Origin of the sequence: Mesorhizobium sp. M0678, assembly GCF_040320505.1 — a bacterium.
Classification (GTDB): Bacteria; Pseudomonadota; Alphaproteobacteria; order Rhizobiales; family Rhizobiaceae; genus Mesorhizobium.
This window is the reverse complement of the sequence record NZ_JAMYPT010000009.1, coordinates 240,475-262,303: the sequence shown is the minus strand read 5'-3', so window position 1 is coordinate 262,303 and position 21,829 is coordinate 240,475. Positions and strand designations below refer to the sequence as shown.

General features: G+C 58.8%; 16 protein-coding genes. 10 read left to right on the top strand and 6 right to left on the bottom strand.

What is annotated here, in order from left to right:
* On the top strand, positions 1 to 209 hold a 209-nt coding region (locus tag NKI29_RS18710; protein ID WP_352796922.1), incomplete at its 5' end, for an aldo/keto reductase.
* Positions 210 to 367: 158 nt separating this feature from the next.
* Here the strand turns inward: NKI29_RS18710 and NKI29_RS18705 are convergent.
* From NKI29_RS18705 to NKI29_RS18695, 3 genes are all read right to left on the bottom strand, one after another.
* Positions 368 to 2,233: a calcium-binding protein gene (locus NKI29_RS18705; RefSeq protein WP_352569008.1), complete on the bottom strand. Its 1,866-nt coding sequence runs from the start codon at positions 2,231 to 2,233 to the stop codon at positions 368 to 370.
* A 664-nt stretch (positions 2,234 to 2,897) separates the two neighbouring features.
* Positions 2,898 to 4,007, bottom strand: coding sequence for an acyltransferase family protein (locus NKI29_RS18700; protein WP_023675605.1), 1,110 nt, complete (start codon positions 4,005 to 4,007; stop codon positions 2,898 to 2,900).
* Positions 4,008 to 4,101: 94 nt separating this feature from the next.
* Positions 4,102 to 4,923: a class I SAM-dependent methyltransferase gene (locus NKI29_RS18695; protein WP_352796920.1), complete on the bottom strand. Its 822-nt coding sequence runs from the start codon at positions 4,921 to 4,923 to the stop codon at positions 4,102 to 4,104.
* A gap of 425 nt (positions 4,924 to 5,348) precedes the next feature.
* Between NKI29_RS18695 and NKI29_RS18690 the strand changes: the two genes are divergently transcribed.
* The 8 genes from NKI29_RS18690 to NKI29_RS18655 all read left to right on the top strand — a co-directional run bounded on the left by NKI29_RS18690 (position 5,349) and on the right by NKI29_RS18655 (position 16,569).
* The gene (locus NKI29_RS18690; RefSeq protein WP_023675607.1) at positions 5,349 to 6,059 is read left to right on the top strand and encodes an AAA family ATPase; all 711 of its coding nucleotides are present in this window, start codon (positions 5,349 to 5,351) and stop codon (positions 6,057 to 6,059) included.
* An 89-nt stretch (positions 6,060 to 6,148) separates the two neighbouring features.
* The gene (locus tag NKI29_RS18685; RefSeq protein ID WP_352724524.1) at positions 6,149 to 7,432 is read left to right on the top strand and encodes a hypothetical protein; all 1,284 of its coding nucleotides are present in this window, start codon (positions 6,149 to 6,151) and stop codon (positions 7,430 to 7,432) included.
* 292 nt (positions 7,433 to 7,724) lie between these two features.
* Positions 7,725 to 7,958: a Trm112 family protein gene (locus NKI29_RS18680; protein WP_023675609.1), complete on the top strand. Its 234-nt coding sequence runs from the start codon at positions 7,725 to 7,727 to the stop codon at positions 7,956 to 7,958.
* A 337-nt stretch (positions 7,959 to 8,295) separates the two neighbouring features.
* On the top strand, positions 8,296 to 9,519 hold the full coding sequence (locus tag NKI29_RS18675; RefSeq protein ID WP_352569011.1) for a glycosyltransferase family 4 protein: 1,224 nt from the start codon (positions 8,296 to 8,298) through the stop codon (positions 9,517 to 9,519).
* Positions 9,516 to 10,772, top strand: a complete 1,257-nt coding sequence (locus NKI29_RS18670) for an O-antigen ligase family protein (RefSeq protein WP_023675611.1) — start codon at positions 9,516 to 9,518, stop codon at positions 10,770 to 10,772. Before NKI29_RS18675 ends, NKI29_RS18670 begins: the two co-directional genes overlap by 4 nt.
* 4 nt (positions 10,773 to 10,776) lie before the next feature.
* Complete coding sequence (asnB, locus tag NKI29_RS18665) at positions 10,777 to 12,774, top strand: asparagine synthase (glutamine-hydrolyzing) (protein WP_023675612.1); 1,998 nt, start codon at positions 10,777 to 10,779, stop codon at positions 12,772 to 12,774.
* A 1-nt stretch (position 12,775) separates the two neighbouring features.
* The gene (locus NKI29_RS18660) at positions 12,776 to 14,995 is read left to right on the top strand and encodes a GumC family protein (protein ID WP_352724526.1); all 2,220 of its coding nucleotides are present in this window, start codon (positions 12,776 to 12,778) and stop codon (positions 14,993 to 14,995) included.
* Positions 14,992 to 16,569 carry a lipopolysaccharide biosynthesis protein gene (locus NKI29_RS18655; protein WP_352576394.1) on the top strand — a complete coding sequence of 526 codons (1,578 nt, stop codon included), beginning with the start codon at positions 14,992 to 14,994 and terminating at the stop codon, positions 16,567 to 16,569. Before NKI29_RS18660 ends, NKI29_RS18655 begins: the two co-directional genes overlap by 4 nt.
* Before the next feature lie 149 nt (positions 16,570 to 16,718).
* On the opposite strand, the gene NKI29_RS18650 is transcribed toward NKI29_RS18655, so the two are convergent.
* Both NKI29_RS18650 and NKI29_RS18645 read right to left on the bottom strand, forming a co-directional pair.
* On the bottom strand, positions 16,719 to 17,957 hold the full coding sequence (locus tag NKI29_RS18650) for an NAD-dependent epimerase (protein WP_352796917.1): 1,239 nt from the start codon (positions 17,955 to 17,957) through the stop codon (positions 16,719 to 16,721).
* A 118-nt stretch (positions 17,958 to 18,075) separates the two neighbouring features.
* Entirely contained in the window at positions 18,076 to 18,786 is a 711-nt protein-coding gene (locus tag NKI29_RS18645; RefSeq protein ID WP_023675616.1) for a helix-turn-helix transcriptional regulator, read from the bottom strand.
* 286 nt (positions 18,787 to 19,072) lie between these two features.
* On the opposite strand from NKI29_RS18645, the gene NKI29_RS18640 reads away from it, so the two are divergent.
* Positions 19,073 to 20,812 carry a PAS domain S-box protein gene (locus NKI29_RS18640; RefSeq protein ID WP_023675617.1) on the top strand — a complete coding sequence of 580 codons (1,740 nt, stop codon included), beginning with the start codon at positions 19,073 to 19,075 and terminating at the stop codon, positions 20,810 to 20,812.
* Between the two features lie 183 nt (positions 20,813 to 20,995).
* On the opposite strand, the gene NKI29_RS18635 is transcribed toward NKI29_RS18640, so the two are convergent.
* On the bottom strand, positions 20,996 to 21,673 hold the full coding sequence (locus tag NKI29_RS18635; protein ID WP_023675618.1) for a LuxR C-terminal-related transcriptional regulator: 678 nt from the start codon (positions 21,671 to 21,673) through the stop codon (positions 20,996 to 20,998).
* Positions 21,674 to 21,829 lie beyond the last annotated feature (156 nt).

Sequence of the window (21,829 nt, the reverse complement as noted above, 5' to 3'; positions counted from 1 at the left end):
TCCGCGACCTGCTCACCTCGGGCGGACGCACGCTTGCGCAAGGCGCGCTCGGCTGGATACTCGCCAAGTCGGCAATCGCCTTGCCGGTTCCCGGCTTCACGCGGCCCGAGCAGGTCGAGGACAATCTCGGTGCGCTGGAGAAAGGGCCGCTGCCGGCAACGGTGATGGCCGAGATCGACGCCGTGCTGAAAATTGCCGAGACCGCCTAGTGCGGCGAATCCGAAATTCGCATTGGCGATAATGCGACCAACTTCGATCTCTCTGATGTCTGCCGATATCGCATTTTTCTTAGTCAAGCTTCCGTGGCGCAATTGAACACGGACGGAGCGGCGGACACGCTCGAGTTGAAGGTCCGCCGCTCCGGTTTTCAGATCAAAGAGTGATGCTGCAACGGGAGATGGGTAGCGAGCTGCGCTTGAGCTGCGCCGCCGACCGCGTCGCTGTCGAGAGAGAGCGACCCGGTTGAGCTGTCAAAGATGATGTGGTGGGAACCATCATCCGTAGCCGTACCAGCAGGGGAAGTATGCAATGAAAGCCCGCCCGACTTAAGCTCGGTAAGAGCGGCTTGATCGAGGTGGAGCTTGTCCTGAAGCTTGCTGAAGTCGAAGGCATCGTTGCCTCCGTGGCCAGACATGATCTCGGCGGCGGCGCCGTTTTTTGCCTGGGCGCCGACACTTTCATCGGGCTGGACGGTTTGCGCGAACCCGTGGCGGATCAGGCTGGTTGCCGTCTTGTCGGATGGATCGTTGGTCGGGAGAAGTTCCGAGCCGGCCGAAAGAGAATGGCTCAACGAGGCCAATATGCGGTCAACGTTGCTGCCCTCGCTTACCTTGTCGCCGGCATTATCGTGGGTGGTGTCAGTCGAACTGCCATCGCTGGCGAGGAGGTGAGAAAGCGCGGTCTTGCCATGACTGCCATCGCTGGTGGTGGCACCGGAGGCGGCGGTATCAGTCGAACTGCCGTCGCTGGCGAGGAGGGGCGACAGCGCGGTCTTGCCATGACTGCCATCGCTGGTGGTAGCGCCGGAGGCGGCGGTAGTAGTCGAACTGCCGTCGCTGGCGAGGAGGGGCGACAGCGCGGTCTTGCCATGACTGCCATCGCTGGCGGTAGCGCCGGAGGCGGCGGTAGTAATCGAACCGCCGTTGCCGGCGAGGAGATGCGAAAGCGTGGTCTTGCCATGATTGCTATCGCCGGTGGTGGCTTCGGAAGGGGCGGTGGCAGTCGAGGTGCTGCCGCCGGTGATGGTCTCGGCCGGGGCTGTGGCGGTCGAGGTGCCGCCGCTGGAGGTGGCTTCGGAAGGGGCGGTGGCGGTCGAGGTGCCGCCGCTGGAGGTGGCTTCGGAAGGGGCGGTGGCGGTCGAGGTGCTGCCGCCGGTGGTGGCTTCGGAAGGAGCGGTGACAGTCGCGGTGCTATCGCCGGTGGTGGCCTCGGAAGGGACCGTCGCCGTAGAAATGGGATCGGTGGCCGCAGCTTCGGAAGGAGCAGTCCCGGCGGTGCTGAGATTGTGTTGCCGGAAAACGGCCTGCAGTTCCGGGGAGCTCTCAAGCGCGGTGTCGCCTCGCTGTGAACCCCAGGCGTACGCGTACTCGAAGGCGGGTGACGGAACCAGCTTGGCCCAGTGGTCCATCATGGTTTCCATCTGGGCGGCGGTGGGCACGACATATTTGCCACCCATGTCGGTGTTATAGTCGCCACCGCCAAACGTCTGGTAGCCTGGAATGATCTTGCTCGTCGGGATGCCCGATGCCTGAGCGGCGGCAACGAATTTATCGATCATGTTATAGTCGACCGCGCCATCCGTGCGGACAGGATAGACATCCACGCCGTAGTAATCGATACCGGTATTGGCGGGATTGTACGTGTTCGAAAAATCCGGATTCGCGGACGTCCCCAAGCTCATCATCGTGATGTAGGTCTTGGCGTCCGGCACATTGGCGTGAATCCAGTCGGATTCTGCCTTCAGATTCGCGGCGGAGGCGTAGGTGCCCCATTGGCCGGTGGGATCCGGCTCGTCGACAAGGAAGAATCCGAACAGCTTCGGATTGCCGATGAAAGGCGTGATCTTGTCGATAAAGGACGACGTCGCTCCGTCGGTTTCGTTGAGGTAGACCAAGCCCTTCATACCGTCCGGCAGCGCATTGAGTTGGTCAACAGATGAAACGTCGGCCAGATTGAATCCGGCTTGCGAAATTTCCGTGCCCGATCCACCTGACGTGTAATGCAGAGTTGTCATCCAATATTCCTTTTTCTGTTTCGACCGTGCCTACTTACAGACGGCGTATATTAGCGCCAAATCACATACCGACACCCTCTGACAGAAATATTGAGGTTTGAAGTAGGATTGAGCGTTGGAGGGGCGCTCCCTTCGAACTCGTTTCCGCAACGGTATCGACGACCAGCCAAGGATGGTTCTATTCGGGATAAGACTCGGCTGACTTGATCCGACCGTGTGGAGCTTGGCTCGAATGGCGAGGTCGAGAAGCCGTCCGACGCAGGACGGCCGGGAAATCTGAAAACCAGACCAAAAACAAAACCCGCCTAGCGGCGGGTCGTCAGTGCGAATCTGCACCGTACCCGAATTACTAGCATAGCTGCCGGCACAAAGCAAGAACAAAATGTGACACAATCGACGAAGCTGCCGATCTAGACGGCGCTTCTCCGAAATGCGAATGCGCCTCGCAGCCGGCATTGCCGCAACAGCGGTGCCGTGCAACATCGGCGGCTTGGAAGGAACCCCGGTGCTGTCTCGCCTGATCGCCGGCCTGCTGCTCGCCTGCGGATTGACCCACAGATCATGTATTCGCTTGCGCAGGCGTCGTGGGGCTACCCAGTTGCCTTTTCCGCGAGGCGACGGTTGGACTCAAACATCTTCTGCGGCATCCGCCGAAAGCTCCTGATCATGACGTTCGCGCGGAAGAGGTTGGCCGGATTGGCCGCGAGGCTGGTGCAAGGCGATATATCCCAGACACCAGGGCGCGGACGAGCGGCTTGCGTACCGGCGTCTCGATGAAGCGCCAGACGATAAAAGAGGCAAGGAGGACCCCGGCCAACACGACGAAGAATGCGGCGTTCTTGCCGACATGAGGCGCCAGCGCGTTAAGCGAAATGTAGCCGATATACTGGTGCAAAAGATACAGCGGATAAGTCAACCCTCCGAGCATCATGATAGCCTTGGATGGAGCAATCACGGAGCGGAGCAATATCGCGCCAGCGAAGACTCCGTAGACCACTATATTGGCAGCGAGGAGGGCCGGATACGAAATGGCTGCGCCAAAGTGCTCCTGCATCCAGTTGTGAGAGAACATTGCGGTCTGGCAAGACACCAGGAACGCGACGGCAAGAAACAGGAACGCAGCCGGTGAACGGCCCCTTGCAACGATGTCTTCCGCGAGGATGCCGGCGGCAAACAAAGGCGCATAGTTTGTAATGAAGAGAATGCGTATCACCGGGTTCCCAAAGAAGAACTCGTTGGTTGCCGAAATTGCGAGCCAGATGGCCGCGATGGGTATTTTCCAGCGCTGAAAGGCGCCGGCAAAGATCAGCACTGCAACCCAGCCGTAAAACAGGATCTCGAGCATGATCGACCAGTAGACGCCATCCATGGACGGCCTGCCGAAGAGGCGGGCGAACATGGAAAGATTGGCTACATAGGTTGGAACATCGGTCGGAAAACGCTGATCTTTGGCGACGACGAGAACAACAAACGTCGCGGTCATGCAGACGAGGAATCCGGGATAAAGCCGGGCGAAGCGGGCGACCGCGAATTCCTGCCAGGTTCGACCTTCGGCCGACCACGCGATGACGAAACCGCTGATCAGGAAAAACAGATTGACGCCGAGATAGCCGTAGATGGCGTAAGGTGCTGCGGCAGGATATTCCACGTCGAGATTGCCCGCGATCGCGCCGCCAAAAAGATAGTGAAAGAGCACGACCGCGAGGGCTGCAGCTAGGCGCAGCAGGTCGAGTGATGGCATGCGCGCCGGAATGGCCTTGCCTGCCGGTTCCACAGCTACCTCCCGCAGCCGTTTCAGCTTTTGACAACCATCAGCGGCCTGATCCGCAATACCAGTGCTAACGCGAAGACTGCAAACCGGCGGCAGGTCAAGCCTTTACCTTCTCAAGTACGAACAGCTGCTCGCAGGACAGGAACCGCAGGACGCTAAAAGAGCGTACCAGCTTGAGCCCCGCCGCCGCGAAATCCTGTCGTGCAACGGTGAGATTGACGGGATGAGGCGCCGACATCCTTCCGGTGATCATCTTCCGCAGCCTTAGCCGTATTCTCTGGAGGCGGGTGCCAAGGCCGTAGGATACGATCAGGCGACGGCTGGCAACGCGCGCGAGCTCAATGATAATGTCGCGCCTGAGATGTGGCGGGATAAGGTGAATGAGGCGAAGGCAGACCACCGTATCAAAGCTTTCGTCGGCGAACGGCAGCTGCGTCACGTCACATCGGATGAATCCCCGAAATCCTGATTGACCTTCATATGCTGATTTAGCCAAGGCCATCATTTCCATTGAAATGTCTGCAGCCAGCACCCGACAATTATGCTGGCCCAGCACGCCGGCCAGCTTCCCGGTTCCGCATGGGATATCGAGCACCTGAGATGGAGGCGGGCTGCACCTCTCCAGCGCCTTGGCGATGCAGCGTTGCTCCCGTCGCGCAATGACGTATGACGCAACGGTGGACAGCTTCAACCGGCCTGCATAGCCGTTCAGGTACCAGCTCGCAAAACTCGGATCTTGATATCTCTGTTTTGTCGGGAGCTCATAGGCCGCGACTGCCGCGACCTTGGCGTTGTAATTGGCAGGTATAGCCGTATTTGCCGCTGCCGTCTGATGTGGCTCGAGGTTCTCGCTCATATGCCTGCTTTCATACGATTTCTCCTGCAGATGAGATCGAAGATTTTTGTCCGACACTTTCATTGGATAGCCGACCAAGCTGCCCTATTGGCGATAGAGGGGATAAACGGCCAGTTGGCTGCGTCCATCACAGAGAAGGTTTCCAGAAGGCTGGGTGTCTCGCATCCCTCGAACGGATGAGACATGCCGAACTCATGACTGCCGCGCCCTCGCGGAAGTGTGCTGGGGAATAGGGCTACTGCACATCCCTTTCGGAGACGGAACGGTAAACGGACGGTAGGCAATCCGGAAGGATAGTCACCGAAACGCACTCCTTCCGTTCACGATTTTGGCGTCCGTCGATATCCTAACGTGACCACACCGTCATTCATACGGATGGCGCGGATTCCTGGCTCGTCGGCTAGACATCCCAGGAAGAGATGGGCGTTCGCTTCAGCAAATGGACATGACGTCACTGCCAGTAGGCTTCCCTCAGTCTGGATTGAAAGATGATCTTGGAGCTATTTGGGCCGTCCGGTGCTGGTAAGACGACGTTAGCGTCCGAGCTGGTGCACGTTTTGCGAGCTCAGGGCTACTGTGTTGTTTTGCAGACCGGTGACCGCCGACATCCGGTTAGAAGGGCCGCCTTCAAACTGGTCTCCGGCTTGCATTCAAAGTGGATCGGACAGCGTTCTCTCGGTGCAGAAGTGCTTAAGATTCTTCCACCCAAGAATGAGCTGTGGGCGGCTCGCCTGAACTGGCATCTTGAAGCTCTTCTTCAAGCTTGGCGCGCGGCAATAGCGTCCAATGACACGATCTCAATTTTTGACCAGGGTATGGTGCAATTCGTATGTTCACTGGTTTTGTTCAGCGGCGTAACGGATCGTGAAAGGGTGTCGCGCGCGCTCGAGCTTCTACCCAAACCGGATCTGCTTGTCCGATTGCAGGCGCCAAGGGAAATTCTAGAGGTCCGTCTGAAGGAACGCCGGCGTAACCTCGGTATCATTCAGAAGTTCCTCGAAGTCGATCTGCAGAGCAGTCTTGATCATATTGACCACGTTAATCTCATTGGGGAACAACTTGGATCGTTTCCCGTGCCAACAACTTGCGTCGAAAGTTTAGATTCGAACGGGCTCACAGCTGCCACAGAAATGATAGCGCGTGGAGTAATCGACAAGTTCGGCGCGGCGCGGGCGAAATTTAAAAGAGTTGAAGCTTAGAGAGATGCGGTTTTGAAGCGTCGACAAGAAGATATCCAATAATATGGAAAATCGAATTATTGAAAAGAAACCGCGCGAGTTGACATGACATGCGCTTTTCTCGCTACCAGACTGCCTTGGCGTTGACGTTAGCTGCTGTCAGCGCGATATCCATAGTTATCCACGGGGCGGTGAGTGGAGAGGACGTCGCATCGACAAAGTTCGTCGCGCCGGTAGCCATGGACCTGCCGGATTACCTGCACGCCGCGAAGGATGCGGCATTTGGCACAACTTTCACCCGAATAACCAAACCCGGAATCCTCGGCGCCGGCATCGCATGCGGGAGCAAATATTGCAGCCACCGCTATTCGAGCGCCCAGGCCTGGAATTCGGATCAGAGCCTTCTTGTCATCAGCAACGGCTGCGGCGGCTTATGCTTCCTGGATGGGCGCACCTACGCCCCGCTTTTTCGCCGTGATCGATCGACCGAATGCGAATGGCATCCTCACGATCCCGACCTGATGATCTGCGTCGGTGGTCGGAAAATCTCGACCTGGGCGCCACGCACCAATCATGAGGAGGTCCTGTTTGTTTCGGCTGACAGTAGCAATCTCCAGTTCGGGCCATACAAAGGTAATCCAAGCCGTGATGGCAGCCGTATTGCCGTACGCGCGGTTCGCCGGGACGGCAAAGCGGTCGTCTTTGCCTACGATCTCAGACAGCGGCGGAAATTTCCGGAAATCGATCTCGCACAGCTTGTCGGGGCCAACGGCGCCTGCTCAATCTCGCCGCTGGGCGTCAACGTCTTATGCATTCAGAACCTGAAAGACGACACTGAACAGACGTTCATCTTTTCTGTTGACGGCGTTCTGCGCCAGAAATGGACTGAGCATCATCGGCCTGGCCATGGCGACATGACCGTCGATGCCGACGGCAGCGAAATCTATGTGGGGATCAGTAAGTCCGATCCAGACATATTCCAGGTGATCAAGCGAAGGCTGTCAGATGGGAAAGTCACCTCGCTCATGAGATATGGTGAAGCACAGCATGCCTCGCTCAGGTCGCTGGACAGGCCCGGTTGGGTGTTCCTTACCTATTCGGGCAATCCGGACGAAGTATCGAAATATCCGGCTTGGGCGCCGTATGCGCGGGAAGTCATCGCGTTGCGCATCGACGGCAGCGGAGAGGTCCGGCGCATTGTGCAGACGAAGAACGTTCCATTCGACTACTGGAGTGAGACCCACGCCTCGCCGTCCCCGGACGGTTCACAGGTGATCTGGTCAAGCAATTGGGGAGTACCCGGCGGCCCGGTTTACGATTTCGTCGCCCGTATTGACTGGCCGGAAGGATCAGACACTGGCTCGAGAGCATTAGCCGCGAGCGGTCTTCAATAACAAAACCTTCCGGTCGCCTATGGCGATATGGCCGATCGTGCTTGCTCCATTCACGCTTTTAACGCCTCACGTTCAACTTCGCCGCCATACGGCTCCGTTCGATGTCGATTCATTCAAACGGACGACGACAGTGGCCAAGCCTGCACCTAGCGTGATTGTGCAGTTTGCAAGGCTTATGACACTTGCCGGAATCCTACGAATTACAGCGATGACGTCGGGTGACGGCTTGTATCGCCAAGGGCGCTCGCGCCGGAGCTCACTGTTGATGTCACGGCCGAGAAAGGAATAGCAGATGGATACGGATAAGCGAGCCGAAGAGAATGCCTCTTTCAACCCTGAGTTGTTAGAATGGTTGGTATGCCCAATGACCAAGGGCTCACTTGCCTGGGATTCGGATCGCGATGAACTCGTTTCGAAGAGCGCAGGACTTGCCTATCCGGTTCGCGACGGCATTCCAATCCTGCTAGCCTCGGAGGCACGGACGATCACCTCCCGCGTGGTCAAACTTCGCGCATCCAGACGATGATGGGAGCCGCGCTAAAGTAGGCGGCTTTCCGACGACAGCCAGCAATGACAGGAAAGTGTGCCGCGGAGCGCGAGCCGTTTGTCTGCGGACCACTCTGCGCTCGGCACCCGGGCAGTGCCGACCTCTTTGATGCAACGCGCGGCGACCTGAACCGGCTGGGTACGGCGGCCCGCTGCCGGGACAGGGTTTGCGTCATTTAAACAGACGAGGACAGTGGCAAGACCTGCCCCTACCGTGACCTGGGCGAGATGGGTAGCGAAACCAACACCATGAAAGCAAATTCAAGGGCCGGCCACTTCGCGCGATCGGGCTACAGCGAACGGTCAGGAGACGCAGGATGAATCCGCATCTGGTGTGTGTCGGAGGCGAGGATCATGCCCTGCGAATTCCGTTCTTGATGTCGCTGCGAGAGAAGGGATTCCGTGTTACTGCGGTGTCGAGCGGCGGTGAAGCCGCATTCCTGCGGCATGGCATTCCGCATCGCAGCTACGGTTTCGACCGATTTTCCAGCAGCAGCGGAGAATGGGCCGCCATCAGAACCATTCGAAAGCTGATGGCGGAACTCCGGCCGGACATTATCCAAAGCTTCGACACCAAGCCCAACCTGGTGACGCCACTTGCGGTGCGCGGAAGCGTTCCAGTCGTGCGCACTATCAACGGTCTGGGCTGGACGTTCTCGTCCCTGGAACCGCGCGCCCTTGCCCTGCGCCCAATCTTTTGCGTACTGCAATGGCTTTCGTCGTTATGGACGGCGGCTACGGTGTTCCAGAATCGGGACGATCAGGCATTCTTTGAACGCTACCGACTGATCGGACGCGGCAGCGGACGAGTGATCCGCAGTTCTGGAATCGACGTCGATGCGTTCGCCATGGCAAGGCATCTTGCCCCGTCGGCGATGAAAATGCGCGAAGAGCTTGGGCTCCAATCCGCCGAGATCGTAATTTTTGTCGGCCGGCTAACGCGCCAGAAAGGCATCCCGACACTCCTCAAGGCAGTCCCTCGCATCCTGTCGGAAAGGCCCAATGCCCGTTTCGTGCTTGTCGGCCCATTGGAATCCGAGGGCCCATTTGCAGTGGACAAGGCTGAGATCGATCGACATGTGCCGCATGTCATCGCCTTGGGTCCACGACGCGACGTTCCTGCCCTTCTTGGCATGGCCGATCTGTTCGCCTTTCCAACACAATACCGAGAAGGGATTCCGCGCGTCCTGCTGGAGGCAGGGCTCGCGGGATTGCCTATCGTCGCCTCGATGATGCCTGGTTGCAATGAGGTGGTCGAGGACGGATGGAACGGCCATCTCGTCCCCCCGCACGATGCGAACGGCCTTGCCTCTCGAATTATAGAGGTCCTGTCCGACCGCCGGAAAGGACGGACCATGGGCGCTCGCTCTGTCGAGCTCGTCCGGACGCAGTTCTCGCTGCCCTGGGTGGTCGAGCAATATTGCGATCTCTACGACAATGTCCTTAGTGCCAAATCCCAGGGCGGCTTCGCTCGACCGGCATCGCCGGTGTTGCTTGAAGAGCCTGCTGCAAACCGCGGATCGGGTGGAGCGCGCCGATGATCCGGGACGCGATCCTGGCCTGCGGCGTGGCCATGTCGTATGCGGCGCAGCTCTCAGTTCCGGGCTTGCCCTTCGGCTATGGCGAATTGTTTCTCGCGCTTTGGATCATGCTGTCGATCGGGCGGGTGCTCGCCGGCGGTCACTTGGTAGTCAGGCCCGCCCTGATCCGTGTTGCGGGCTTCTGGCTGATCATCACGCTCGCTCTGGGTATTGGCACCATCGTTGGCTACCTGACCACGGTACTGTATCTGTCGGTGGTGATGCACGATGGGGTAGCCTACCTGCTGCTGATCTGCGTCACCTGCCTGGCCGCCGCGGAGCCCGACGCGGATCGCCGTCTGCGCAGTGCTGCCTGGTGGGTGGTCGCGATTGCGAATGCATGCTTTATTGTTCAGCTGGCACTTGGATGGGGTTGGATCCACCAATCCGGCGTCGATCCCTGGTACTGGGATCGCTTCCGAGGCTGGTCCGAGAACCCCAACCAGCTCGCGCTCTATTGCGCACTCCTTGGTCCGCTCGCCTTGCATCTTGCGACGACTACAAGCAAGCCGTGGGCGAGGTTGGCCGGGCTCAGCAGCCTTATCCTGATCATCTATGTCGGAAGGCTGACGAAGAGTGATACCTATCTTTACACGACGGTCCTGGTCGGCCTGATATTTCTTGGGCTGCGGGTTCGGACATGGCTCGCAGCCGGTGACGGCAAGGTCAGCCTGTCCCGGCAAGTTACCCTCCTGCTGATGATTGGCTTCCTTCCGTTGGCCATGTCGATGACGCCTTACATCGTCACGGAGGTGGGCAGCGTCGAACAGTTCGCCTTGAGTCTTACCAAGGACAAGGGCGGCGAAGCGACCGCCGAAACCGCTGCACTTCGAATCCATCTCTGGGGAGATGCATTGGGCAAGGGCCTAACGTCAGGATCCCTGGGCCTTGGTCCTGGCCCGCATCTGGAGCGCCCGCCCATTTCCTACAGCCAATTTCTGCCCCGGCCTTTCGAGGCTCACAACACGATTCTCGATCTGTACACTCAAGGTGGTTTGGTTGCGGTCCTGGCCCTGGCCTGGATTGTCGGCGCGGCGGCTTTATGCGCATGGCGTGCGAAGCTCGATGCCCTGTTCGTGCTGGTGGTGTCGATCGTCATCTTCGGAATGCCACATCTGATCATCCGCCATCCAATCGTGTGGTTTGCGCTTACCATTTGCCTTGTTGCCGGAACGCCGCGAACGATTTCGGCAACCTCTAGCGACCTGAGGTGATGGCATGTGTGGGATTACCGGAATTCTCCTTGCACCCGATGCCGCCAACATCAAACCGCTCAGGGCAATTGGCCAGATGACGACGGCCCTTCGTCATCGTGGGCCTGATGGCGAAGGCTTCTGGATCAATCGCGAAGCCGGCATTGCCTTCGGCCACCGACGTTTGGCTATAGTCGACCTATCGGAAGCAGGACGCCAGCCGATGCATTCGGCAAGTGGCCGATATGCCATTACCTTCAACGGCGAGATCTACAATTTCCGCGATCTGCGCCGCGAGCTTGAAGACGCTGGCCATCGGTTCCGTGGCGCCAGCGATACCGAAGTGATGCTGTGCGCAATCGAGAGCTGGGGTCTCGACACCGCACTCACGCGCTTCGCTGGCATGTTCGCATTTGGATTGTGGGATCTAAAGACCAGGACCCTCCATCTCGCCCGCGACCGAATGGGCAAGAAGCCGCTCTATGTTGCTGCAACGCGCGATGCGCTCGTTTTTGCCTCCGAGTTGAAGGCAATCCATCGTTTTCCAGGTTTCTGTCAGGAGCTCGATCTCGACGCGGCCGCGACAATGCTTTCGAAAGGATGGGTACCGGGAAACTGTTGCATCTGGCGAGGCGTGTTCAAGCTACCTCCGGGCTCGGTCCTGTCTGTGACGGCGGCGGATTTTGCCGAGGCGCGCAGCGCCGCATCCCTTTCGCAACGCGCCCGACACTGGTGGTCGCTGTCTGAAATCGCCGCGAACGGTCGACAGAATCCAATCGCCGGTACCGACGAAGAACTGACCGATGGACTCGACGATCTGCTTCGACTTGCCGTCCGGGAACGCATGATAGCCGATGTGCCGCTGGGTGCCTTTCTGTCTGGTGGCCTCGACAGCTCCACGGTTGTGGCGCTGATGCAGGCCCAATCGCCAAAACCGGTGCGCACATTCACGATCGCTTTCGGAGAAGGCGGGTTTGATGAGGCTCCCCACGCGGCGGAGGTCGCGCGGCACCTGGGCACCGATCATACTGAACTCCACCTTTCAGCAGCCGCTGCGCGTGAAGTCATTCCGGAACTGCCGCGGATCTGGGATGAGCCGTTCGCCGATGAATCGCAGATACCGACTTTGCTCGTGGCGCGGCTCGCTCGCCAGCACGTTACGGTGGCGCTATCAGGCGACGGTGGCGATGAATGCTTCGCCGGTTACGCTCGTCATTTCATGGCTGCGCGGTTGAAACGACAGCATGCGCTGCCGTCGCCGCTGCGTCACGCGCTTGCTGCAGGGGTCGGATTGCTGGCCCGTGCAGCGCGTCACGATTTCGTCGGCAAGCTGCCGCTTTCGGCGAGTGGACGGCACGCGCTGCGGAGCGACCGGCTGCATCGCCTCGCTCGGCTGCTCGCTGCGCCAGATGAGGACGAATTGCATCGACGGCTGACCGGAGCATCGACCGGGAGCCTCGCACTCCACACGCCGCCCACATCAATTCAAGGGTCCCCCCGGCTTGATGGCCTGCTGTCCCGTCTCTTGTACGACGACATGGCCGGTTACCTGCCCGACGATATATTGGTGAAGTTGGACCGCGCCAGCATGGCCAATAGCCTCGAAGGCCGGTGCCCGCTTCTCGACCATCGGGTTGTCGAATTCGCCTGGCGGCTGCCGGCACATGCGAAGGTCCGCAATGGCAAAGGCAAGTGGCTTCTTCGTCAGCTGCTTAGCCGCTATGTTCCGCAACGGCTGATCGACCGGCCGAAGCAGGGTTTCGATGTTCCCATAGCAGTCTGGCTGAGCGGCCCGTTGCGCATCTGGGCCAGCGATCTAGTCGCCGATATACGCCTCTCCGGAGATGGGATCTTCGACTTTGCGAAGGTCGAAACCTGCTGGCGCGACCATCTTGACGGAAGACAGGATCATTCTCGCGATTTGTGGCCCGCGTTGATGTTCCAGGCCTGGCGCAACGAGGCCGGGCGGTCCGCCGGGCCGGCAACGGGCATGTCCACAGCGCTCGAACTGACAGGAGTATGAGATGGAAGGTTCCATAGTCAGCCGAATTCACCTTCCGCGCGCCACTGAAATGCACGTGCCGACGCGCGAGATCAATCCGCGCATGAGGCCATTCCTGCGCGAACAGGTCGACGCGCAGAGCCCCTTCCATCAACTCCTCATTACCATCGCGAGGAGAAAATGGTTCCTGCTTGCAATGGTGATTTTGGGCGGAGTGTTGGCTGGGCTTGCGGGTTTTGTGCGTCCTGTCCTGTTCGAGGCGACCGCACAGGTGATTGTCGATGCTCCGGGCAGGAACGCGGCTCCCGGAGGTGCGGATTCTGCTCAGGAGATGCTGGATGCGAGCATTGATGACCACTTAACCATGCTCTCTTCGCAGGGGCATCTGCGTCGCCTGGTGGCAGCCCTACGCGAGACAAAGATCGGCAACATTGCTGAGCAAGGTGATGATGTCGGAAATTCCCGCGCCGCCCCGGTAGGCGGCAACCTGCAGAACATACGCACCTTCGCAGCTGGTCTGCTAGAAAGGATTTGGCCGCAGGGCAGGCCGGAGGCGGCCGATGCAGCCGAACTCAAGGCATTGCGGAAGGGCATGAGGGTTGGACAGGAACTGAGATCAAGGGTGATCACCGTCGGCTTCACCGACGACGATCCGGCGCGAGCCGCCCTGGTGGCCAATACGTTCGTCCAAGTATACATCGACGATCTCGCACAGAAGCGCAGGGCGTCAGACAGGCTGGAACTCGCCTCGATCGTCGCCAGCCTGCCGGTCGTACAAAGCGACCTGGCGAAAGCGACCGACCGCCTGGAAAAGTATCGACTGAGCCATGGCGCGGTCGATCAAGGTGCGGCGGATAACGCTGCCAAGGAGACAGCCGAACTTAGTCAGCAGATATCCTTGTCGAAAGCGGATCTCTCAGCGACGGAATCTCGCCTTCAGCACATCGAGGCTTTGCGAGAGGAAGGAGCATCGGTGGCGGCGTTCGCCGAAGCGATCGGGTCTCCGGTATTGGCCGACATGGCGGCCCGCCAAGCCAACGACAATGCGGATGCGGGCCTTAGCACTGCGATCAACGGCGAGATCGAACAAGGCACTGCTCGCATTGCGGCGGAGGGGAACATCTACCGTGCCCAGATCGCTGCTCTGGAGGGCCGTAAGAATGTGCTCGATGCGGTGGTGGCCGACACAGCCGGCCGGCTTTCCGGCTTGAGTGCGCTCGAGCCGCAGGTCAGCATCCTGACGCAGCGATACAACCAGCTTCTCACCCAACAACAGGATCTGGTGCAGCGCATCGCAACTCCCTTGCCCGGGGTCTCGATCCTTTCAGCGGCATGGCCGCCAACGAATCCAAAAACCCTGCCGCCCATCTTTCTTATTCCGCCCGGCATGATCGTGTTTGGCCTCATTGGCGGGGTCTTCGTCTTGGTCCGCAGCCGTCTCAATCAGACCTTGCGCGGCGGGGCCGAAGCTGAAGCCGCGCTCAGGGTTCCGTGCCTGGGGCTGATACCGGAAGCGCCCACAATTCACGCGAAACGACTACAGCAGCTGGTTCTCGGCCAGCAAAACTGCAGCTACAGCCGAGCCGTCACTTCTCTCCTTGTCACCGTGGCTCTCAACAAAGCGAGAGGCCGTGCGTCGCACGTCATCCTCGTCACGTCCAGCGTCCGGCATGATGGCAAGACCGAGCTCGCATGGAGCCTCGCCTTGGCAGCTACCCGACTTGGGGGACGAGTGCTTTTTCTCGATCTTGATGGCACGGGCGCCCGCCTCACGAACGAGTTTCTGAACGAATTCGGTGCGTTCAAGCCGCATAAATCCTTTGGAGACTATATGAGCGACCGTTGTCCGCTGCACGATGCGGTCACGGGAATGCCTGAAATTGGAATCGACTTCATGGCACTCGCACCATCAGAGGATCTGCTGCCGCAACTGTCCATGATCGACGGGTCCCTGGTCACAGATGAGCTGCGCTCGATGTACAGCATCGTCATCATAAATGGACCGCTGGGACTTGGAGGACCTGAGGCCAGGCTACTGACGGGCTGGGCTGACGCAGTTCTTTTCGCTGTTCGCTGGGCCAGGACGCGTCGCAGCATCGCGCGTGGTGTTCTGCAGTTGCTGACGGAGGACGAGACGGCTCAGGTCCCCGTAGGCAGCGTTCTCACGCAGGTCAATCTTAGGAAACACGCCGGCTACCGGTTTGGGGACAGCGCGGATCTCTTGCTCGAGAGAACATCATGAATGTCACATGCGGGATTCCGCGTAACGACCGCCACGGCATTCGACCTGTCGAGCGGAAGATAATATCGACGATCTCGCAGTCCGGAGCAGGGTCCGCGGCCAAAGGCGATCAAGGCGAAGAAATGCGCGACGCCGGCGCAAAAGACATCGACGATTTCAGCGATCCGAAGCTCGCCCGCTTCCCTGCGGCCTCCGTTGCTCCAACGAATATGGTTTTGCCGCACAAGGAGGACACGGGCCGGGGTCTCGGCTATGCCAGCATCTTCGCTCTTTTGGTCTATATCGGGGGTGCGGGCTTGACCAGCTTGGCGCAGTTATTGATTGCGCGCATCGTTGGCTCCACCAGCTATGGCATTTACTCCTATGTTCTGGCCTGGACCTCGGTGCTTGCCTATCTTGCAACGCTTGGTTTCCATGTATCCTTGTTGCGTTTCGTCTCCGCCTACAGTGCCAAAGGGCGGCTTGACCTGGTACACGGCGTAATCAGGTTTGCTCTGCAGAGGTCGCTGGCGGCGGCGACACTATTCGGCATCGTTGGCGCCGCCTTGATCTTTTTCTTTTCAGATCCTTCTCACAAGGAGCTTCAAATCAGCCAGCTGCTAGGCATGGCAGCAGTGCCTTTGGTCACCGCCTACGCTTTGGGCGCAACACTTGTTCGTGCTTTCGGCGGCGGTGTCTCGGCCCTCCTGCCGGAACGCATAGTGCGCGACGGCCTCTTGTTGACGTTGCTGGGAATGGCGGGCTTATCCGGATCATGGACCCCCAACGCACCCTTGGTGATGCAGGCGGTGCTGGCAAGTTCAGCCATCACGGTCGGCCTGGTGTTCGTCATGGCGACAAAATTTCAGCCGCCTGGCTTGCGGCAGGTTCAGCCAGGCGACGAGTCGCGGGAATGGTGGTCCGCGGTTCCGCCAATGATGCTCATGGCTGGGCTCGATGTTTTCATCAGCCGGGCCGGAGTCATGGTGCTGGGCTGGACGCATCACATTCGCGAAGCAGGCATTTTCGCATTGGGATTGAACGTCGCCTTGCTTGTGAGCCTTTCCCTGGTTGCCGTCTCTACGATGTTTGCGCCGACAGCGGCTGCCCTTCATGCCCGAGGCGATCGGATGGCTCTGCAGCAGCTGTTTTCACGGGCCGCCCTACTTTCCTCTGGTGGGGCTCTAACGATGGCCATCCCGATGCTTGCGATTATTGAACCTCTGTTGAGCTGGTTCGGCGGGGATTTCAGTACCGCGGCACCCGTCGCGCGGATACTCATTCTCGGATATGTCTTTGTCGCGCTGTGCGGACCCCAGATGCTCCTCTTGATGATGACCGGAAACGAATGGGCGGCAGCCGCAACCATGATCGTCGGCGCTGCGGCCAGTATCATAGGCTGTGCCACAGGAATTGCGCTCTACGGCGCGCCGGGCGCCGCAGTGGGCCTCGCGCTTGCGTTGGCGATTTGGAATGTGGCGATGTCGATCTACATCAGCAAACGGCTGAAAATTATCCCTGGGCTGATCTTTGCGCTAACATCGTTCAGAACGCACGCAGTCGAAGGCCAGCGGCGACATTGGTTCCTGCGCTGATTTGAGACCGTCGCGCCCCGATACGCGACGGCATCAGCGTTCAGGAATTTCGAGTCCAGGGTTGTGTCGGATAGAGGCTGGCGAGTGCGGCTTTGTGGCCGACGCGTTACACGCCGAGTGGCAGATCATCGCCCGACAGGGCCCGCGGCCTACACGGTGGCCTCATTCACCAACGTCTGTTGCCGTACGCTGGCCGCGGCATCCGTTCCATGAAAGTCCCGGTACCATTCGACAAAGCGTCGCACTCCGTCCTCTAGCGGTGTTGCCGGGGCGAAGCCGACGGCCTGGCGAAGATCGCTGACGTCGGCGCGCGTCTCCAGAACGTCGCCAGGCGGCAACGGCACATCCACGCGAACTGCCCGGCTGCCAAGAGCGGTCTCGATGATCGAAATCAGCCGGTTGATCTCCTCGGGCCGGTCGTTGCCGATATTGTAGACGCGATACGGCGCGGAACTTGTGGCAGGGTCGGCGGTGCAAGGGTCCCAATTCGGATCCGGCTGCGGCGGTGTAGCAAGTGCTCGAACCACGCCCTCAGCGATATCGTCGATATAGGTGAAATCTCGCCACACGCGGCCGGCATTGGCTACTTCAATTGGTTTGCTCTCGACGATCGCGCGCGTGAACAAGTAGACGGCCATGTCGGGCCTGCCCCAAGGGCCATAAACGGTGAAGAAGCGCAGTCCGGTCACGGGCAGGCCGAACAAATGGCTGTATGAATGCGCCATGAATTCATTCGAACGCTTGGTGGCGGCGTAGAAGCTGACGGGATGATCGGCGCCGTGATTTTCGGAAAACGGTATGGTTCGATTCAAGCCGTAGACGGAGCTCGAAGAGGCGTAGACGAGATGACCGACGCCATGATGCCGGCAGCCCTCAAGGACGTTGAGAAACGCCACTATATTCGATTGCACATAGGCGTGCGGGTCAACAAGTGAATGACGCACGCCGGCCTGAGCCGCGAGATGGACAAGGTGTGAGGGGCGAACGTTTGAAAACAGCAACTGAACGCGCGCGGCATCCGCCAGATCCATTCGTACCGGCGTGAACTTCGCCTCGCTACAGAGGCGTGCAAACCGCGCTTCCTTGAGCCGCAGATCGTAATAGGGCGTGAAATTGTCGACGCCCACGACTTTGACACCAAGACGCAAAAGCCGTGAGGCCACGTGAAAACCAATGAAGCCTGCGGCGCCGGTGACGACGATCGGTCCTGTCCGTGCAAGTTTCTTCACCGCGCGGTCCGAACGGGATCGAGCGATTCCATCTTCTCCGCTGCGGCAAGGACAGAATCGCTGCATAGATCGTTGTCCACTTGTCGCCTTTCGAAATCCGTTCGACAGTACCGAATAGCCGGTCCGGGATTGCGGCTTCCGATATTTACGCTGGCGCATCGAACCTAGTGGAGTGCGCAATGCGGTGCACGACCTGCCAAGTCATGACACGCCAACTTGCGTAGTTTGAATCCCGGGCGGATGCCGACGTCCGGCGATTGGATCTAAGTGGCCGGCCTTACGGCAGGACCGAAATACGCCCAAGAAGGGCCACCAGTTCCGCCTGGCGTTTTGTTTCGGTCTTGGCGAACAGCGAGGCAAGCTGGGAACGGATCGTGGTGCGGCTGAGACGCCAGCTGCGAGCGATCTCCAAAGGTGCGTCGCCCTGGGCCAAGCGCAAGGCGAGGTGCGTTTCTGCGCTCGTCAAGCCAAACATTCTTTGCAGCGTCCGAGGATTTGGCCCCGACCTGTTGTCGCGATCCAGCAGCGCCACAATGCTCGTTCCGTCGGGAGCGATAACGCCGTTCTCGTTCAGTATCACCGGTCGGTCGCCCCTGCTGCGGATCACCACCCAAGACAACGAGCCCGGCAGGAATTGGCCCGGAACATTCGCGATCAGCCGCCTTAGGGCGGCCGTAAGTCCGCTCGCCGTGTCGGCCGCTTCGCCCTGGCGCTCAAGCGTGGTTTGGGCGGCTGCGTTCCACTCGACTACTTTTCTTTCGCGATTCAGCACGAGATAGCCACAGCCAATGCGATCAAGCACGCCGGTTATGGATTCCAGACTGCGGCCTTTTGGTTCGGCGAACCTTGCGTCCAATGGATCCGATGCGCGATCGGGAAGGTGACCAGAAGAGGGCCGCGTATTCCGCGCTTCAAAATCATACTTGGTCCTCGTAACAATGTACCGATTGCTCGAAGAAGCATCGACCTGTCTATCGATCAGATTCATTTTCTACCCCTAACCCAAAGTTTCACACGCCCGAAATAAGTATTCGGGATTCATGTAGTCTTCTATGTGTAGCTGGATTCTAGTCTTCTATGCGCTGACGGATAATACGTTCATCACCACCTTGAAAACTTAATATGATCCGACAGTTCTAAGGCAGCTCTTAGGCCCCGCTGCGTCCGATAAAATGCGCGCTATGATAGCGGTATGGCAATCCGGCAGTGGTACTAAGCTGTACGTTTTTTGCTCTAGTCTCGACGGGCTAGTCAGAAGGTTGTAGTCTGTGTCCATGAGCTCGCAGTCGCGCAGGTCGAATTCGAACCCGTCGGGCAGATTGCTAACTCATATTGCCTCTGCATCGGTGTTAGCTGCCACACTGATATTTGAAATAAAATCGTCAGCCTATATTGGGCAAGGCGCCAGTTTTCTGGAATTTATTCCGGCTATTATTATTATCGCCTATCTCGAAGACCGCGTACCGGCGCTCGCTGCGACCATTCTGATGGTGGCTGTCGGGCTGTGGGCACGAGGACACGATCAGATTTCAAGTGGAGATTGGGCACGCGCAATCCTGCTTCTGGTTTCGGGTGGCGTGATTGCCATGACCTTCCATCGTCTGCGGCAGGACTTGCGTGAGTTGCTGGAAGTCGCGGAGGCCAGGCTCGCTGCCGTCGAGGCGACCGAAAGCCGCTATCGTTGGGCCTTCGAACGTGCTGCCATGGGATTCGCGAACACCAACAAGAAAGGTGAGTTGCTGCAGTCCAACAGACGCCTTTGTGAGATGACCGGGTACAAGGAGGAGGAGCTTGCCCAACTGCAGCTCGATACGCTCGCCCATCCGAACGACCGGGATACCTTGGCGCAATTGCTGGCGAGGCTGGGCAATGACATTTCTTCGTTCGTTTCGGAGGTGCGTCTGTCACGAAAGGACGGTACGGCATTCTGGGCCAGGCTAACGCTTTCTTCGTCCGTGCCCGAGGGTGGCCTCTCGGAGAGCATCTTCGTGGTGGTCGACGATATTTCGGAACGACGCGCTGTTCACGAAGCGCTTCGGGCCCAGAAGGAATGGCTGGACCTCGCTCTGTCTGCTGGACGCTTGGCCACGTGGCGCATAGACCTTAAAGGCGGGATAGTCACGGGCTCGGACACGTTCTGGGACATTCTCGGCCTGGCCCAGGCCAATAGCCGCAGTTTGGAGGAGCTGTCAGCTGTCGTTCATCCGGCGGACTGGCCAAAGCTGGCGGCATCGAGAAAGGCCGCACCATCGGTCACGAATTACGATGTTGAGATACGCGTCCGCCGACCGGACGGACATATCCGCTGGGTTGCGCTGCGCGGAAGGGAGGAAAGACATGATGATGGTGGACAGCGGCTTGGAGTGGCTGCCGACCTGAGCGAGAGACGACAAACCACGCTGCTGCGCGCCGCGGCAAAGAAGCGGGAGCGCATCATGCTCGAACAGCGTCACAGATTCGGCAACGTTTTCGCGGTGATCACGGCGCTCGTGAAAATGGTCGATGTTCCCGGAAACAACGTCGCCAAATACAAGGAAATGCTGATCGACCGGATACGCGCGCTCGAGGCAACCCATCTGCTTCTTTCACGCAACGGCAGCGTATCGGGGGCGATAAACGATCTCGTTGCGCAAGAATTGCACCCATATATTGGAACACGTGCGATATCGGTCAGCGGTCCTTCCGTGGCGATGTCGGGAGGCGCCGCCGAGAGTTTTGCAATGATCGTTCACGAGCTTGCCACCAATTCCATGAAATATGGAGCGCTTGCCGATCCAAAAGGCCGGATCGACGTAAGCTGGACGTTCGCACCTGAAGAAACAGGCAGCGATATCGTGTTCGAGTGGGTGGAATCGGGGCGGCGTAGGACCTCAAGCGTAGTCCGTCATGGCTTCGGTTCCATGATAATCGGAGTGGATGGAGCGCCGCTTGTCGGTCACTCTCCCAGGCTGGAAATATCGGACCAAGGGTTGCGGTATTCGCTGCGGCTGTCACGCAAGGAAATCGGATTGTAGTGCAGTGCTCCAATCGGAAAGCAGATATCTAAAGGCGGGTCGCGCTGAGCGGCCTTTGAGATGCGCAGGGTTCCTTCCAAGAATGTCGTCGGCCCAAAGCTGCGCCGCGGCTTTGGGATATGCAGTAAAATGCATGAGGAGTCTTGGGACGCCGTTTGCACGTCCAAAAGGACGCGCGGCGCTCTAGCTGGCATGTCTCGAAAGCCAAGTCTTCAGCATAACGGCAGCCTCGGTCCGATTGCGTACCCCCAATTCACGCAGAACCGCAGCAGCGTGGATTTTCGTGGTCGCCTCTGCGATTTCCAGATCGCGCGCAATTTCCTTGTTTGAATAGCCTTCCGCCATCAGCTTGAGGACTTCCTTTTGCCTCGAAGTCAGCCTGCCAAGGTTGACGCCAGCGGTACGCCTCTGTGGGCCTTTGTCGTCGGAATGGGTATGCGCGTGGGTTGTTTGCGTCGCTCCCGGGCGTGACAGAAGTGCAGGAACATAGATGCGGCCGGAGAGGATTTCATTGACGGCCAAAACAACCTCTTCGTCCGTCTGCGATTTTACGATGTAGCCGTGAAGCCCGATCGACAGAGCCGTGAGTATTTCCGAGCGTGAATCGTTTCCGGAAACGATCGCAAATCGCGTGTCCGGATAGGCAGACAGGATCCCGCCGAGCACTTCTTGATTGAACAGGCCCGGCATATTCAGATCCAGGATCGCAAGATCCACGAACGACTGCTCTGCCAGCAAACTGAGCACCGCGTCGAAACAGGACGCTTCAAAGATCTCCACACCTGGAATGCCTGCGGTCAGTGCCAATCGCAAGCCGCGACGATACAAGCCGTGATCGTCGGCGATGACGATTCGATACATTGAACTACCCCAACGCCTATCTGAATGGATTGAACGGTAATGGCCTGAAAGTCGTGGCCATCATCTCGTCGATTCATCCAGCCGACGCTGCGGCACCCCCAACACCGCAAACGCCAGATTTCTAATATAATCTTAAATGACGGGAAACGCTCCTCT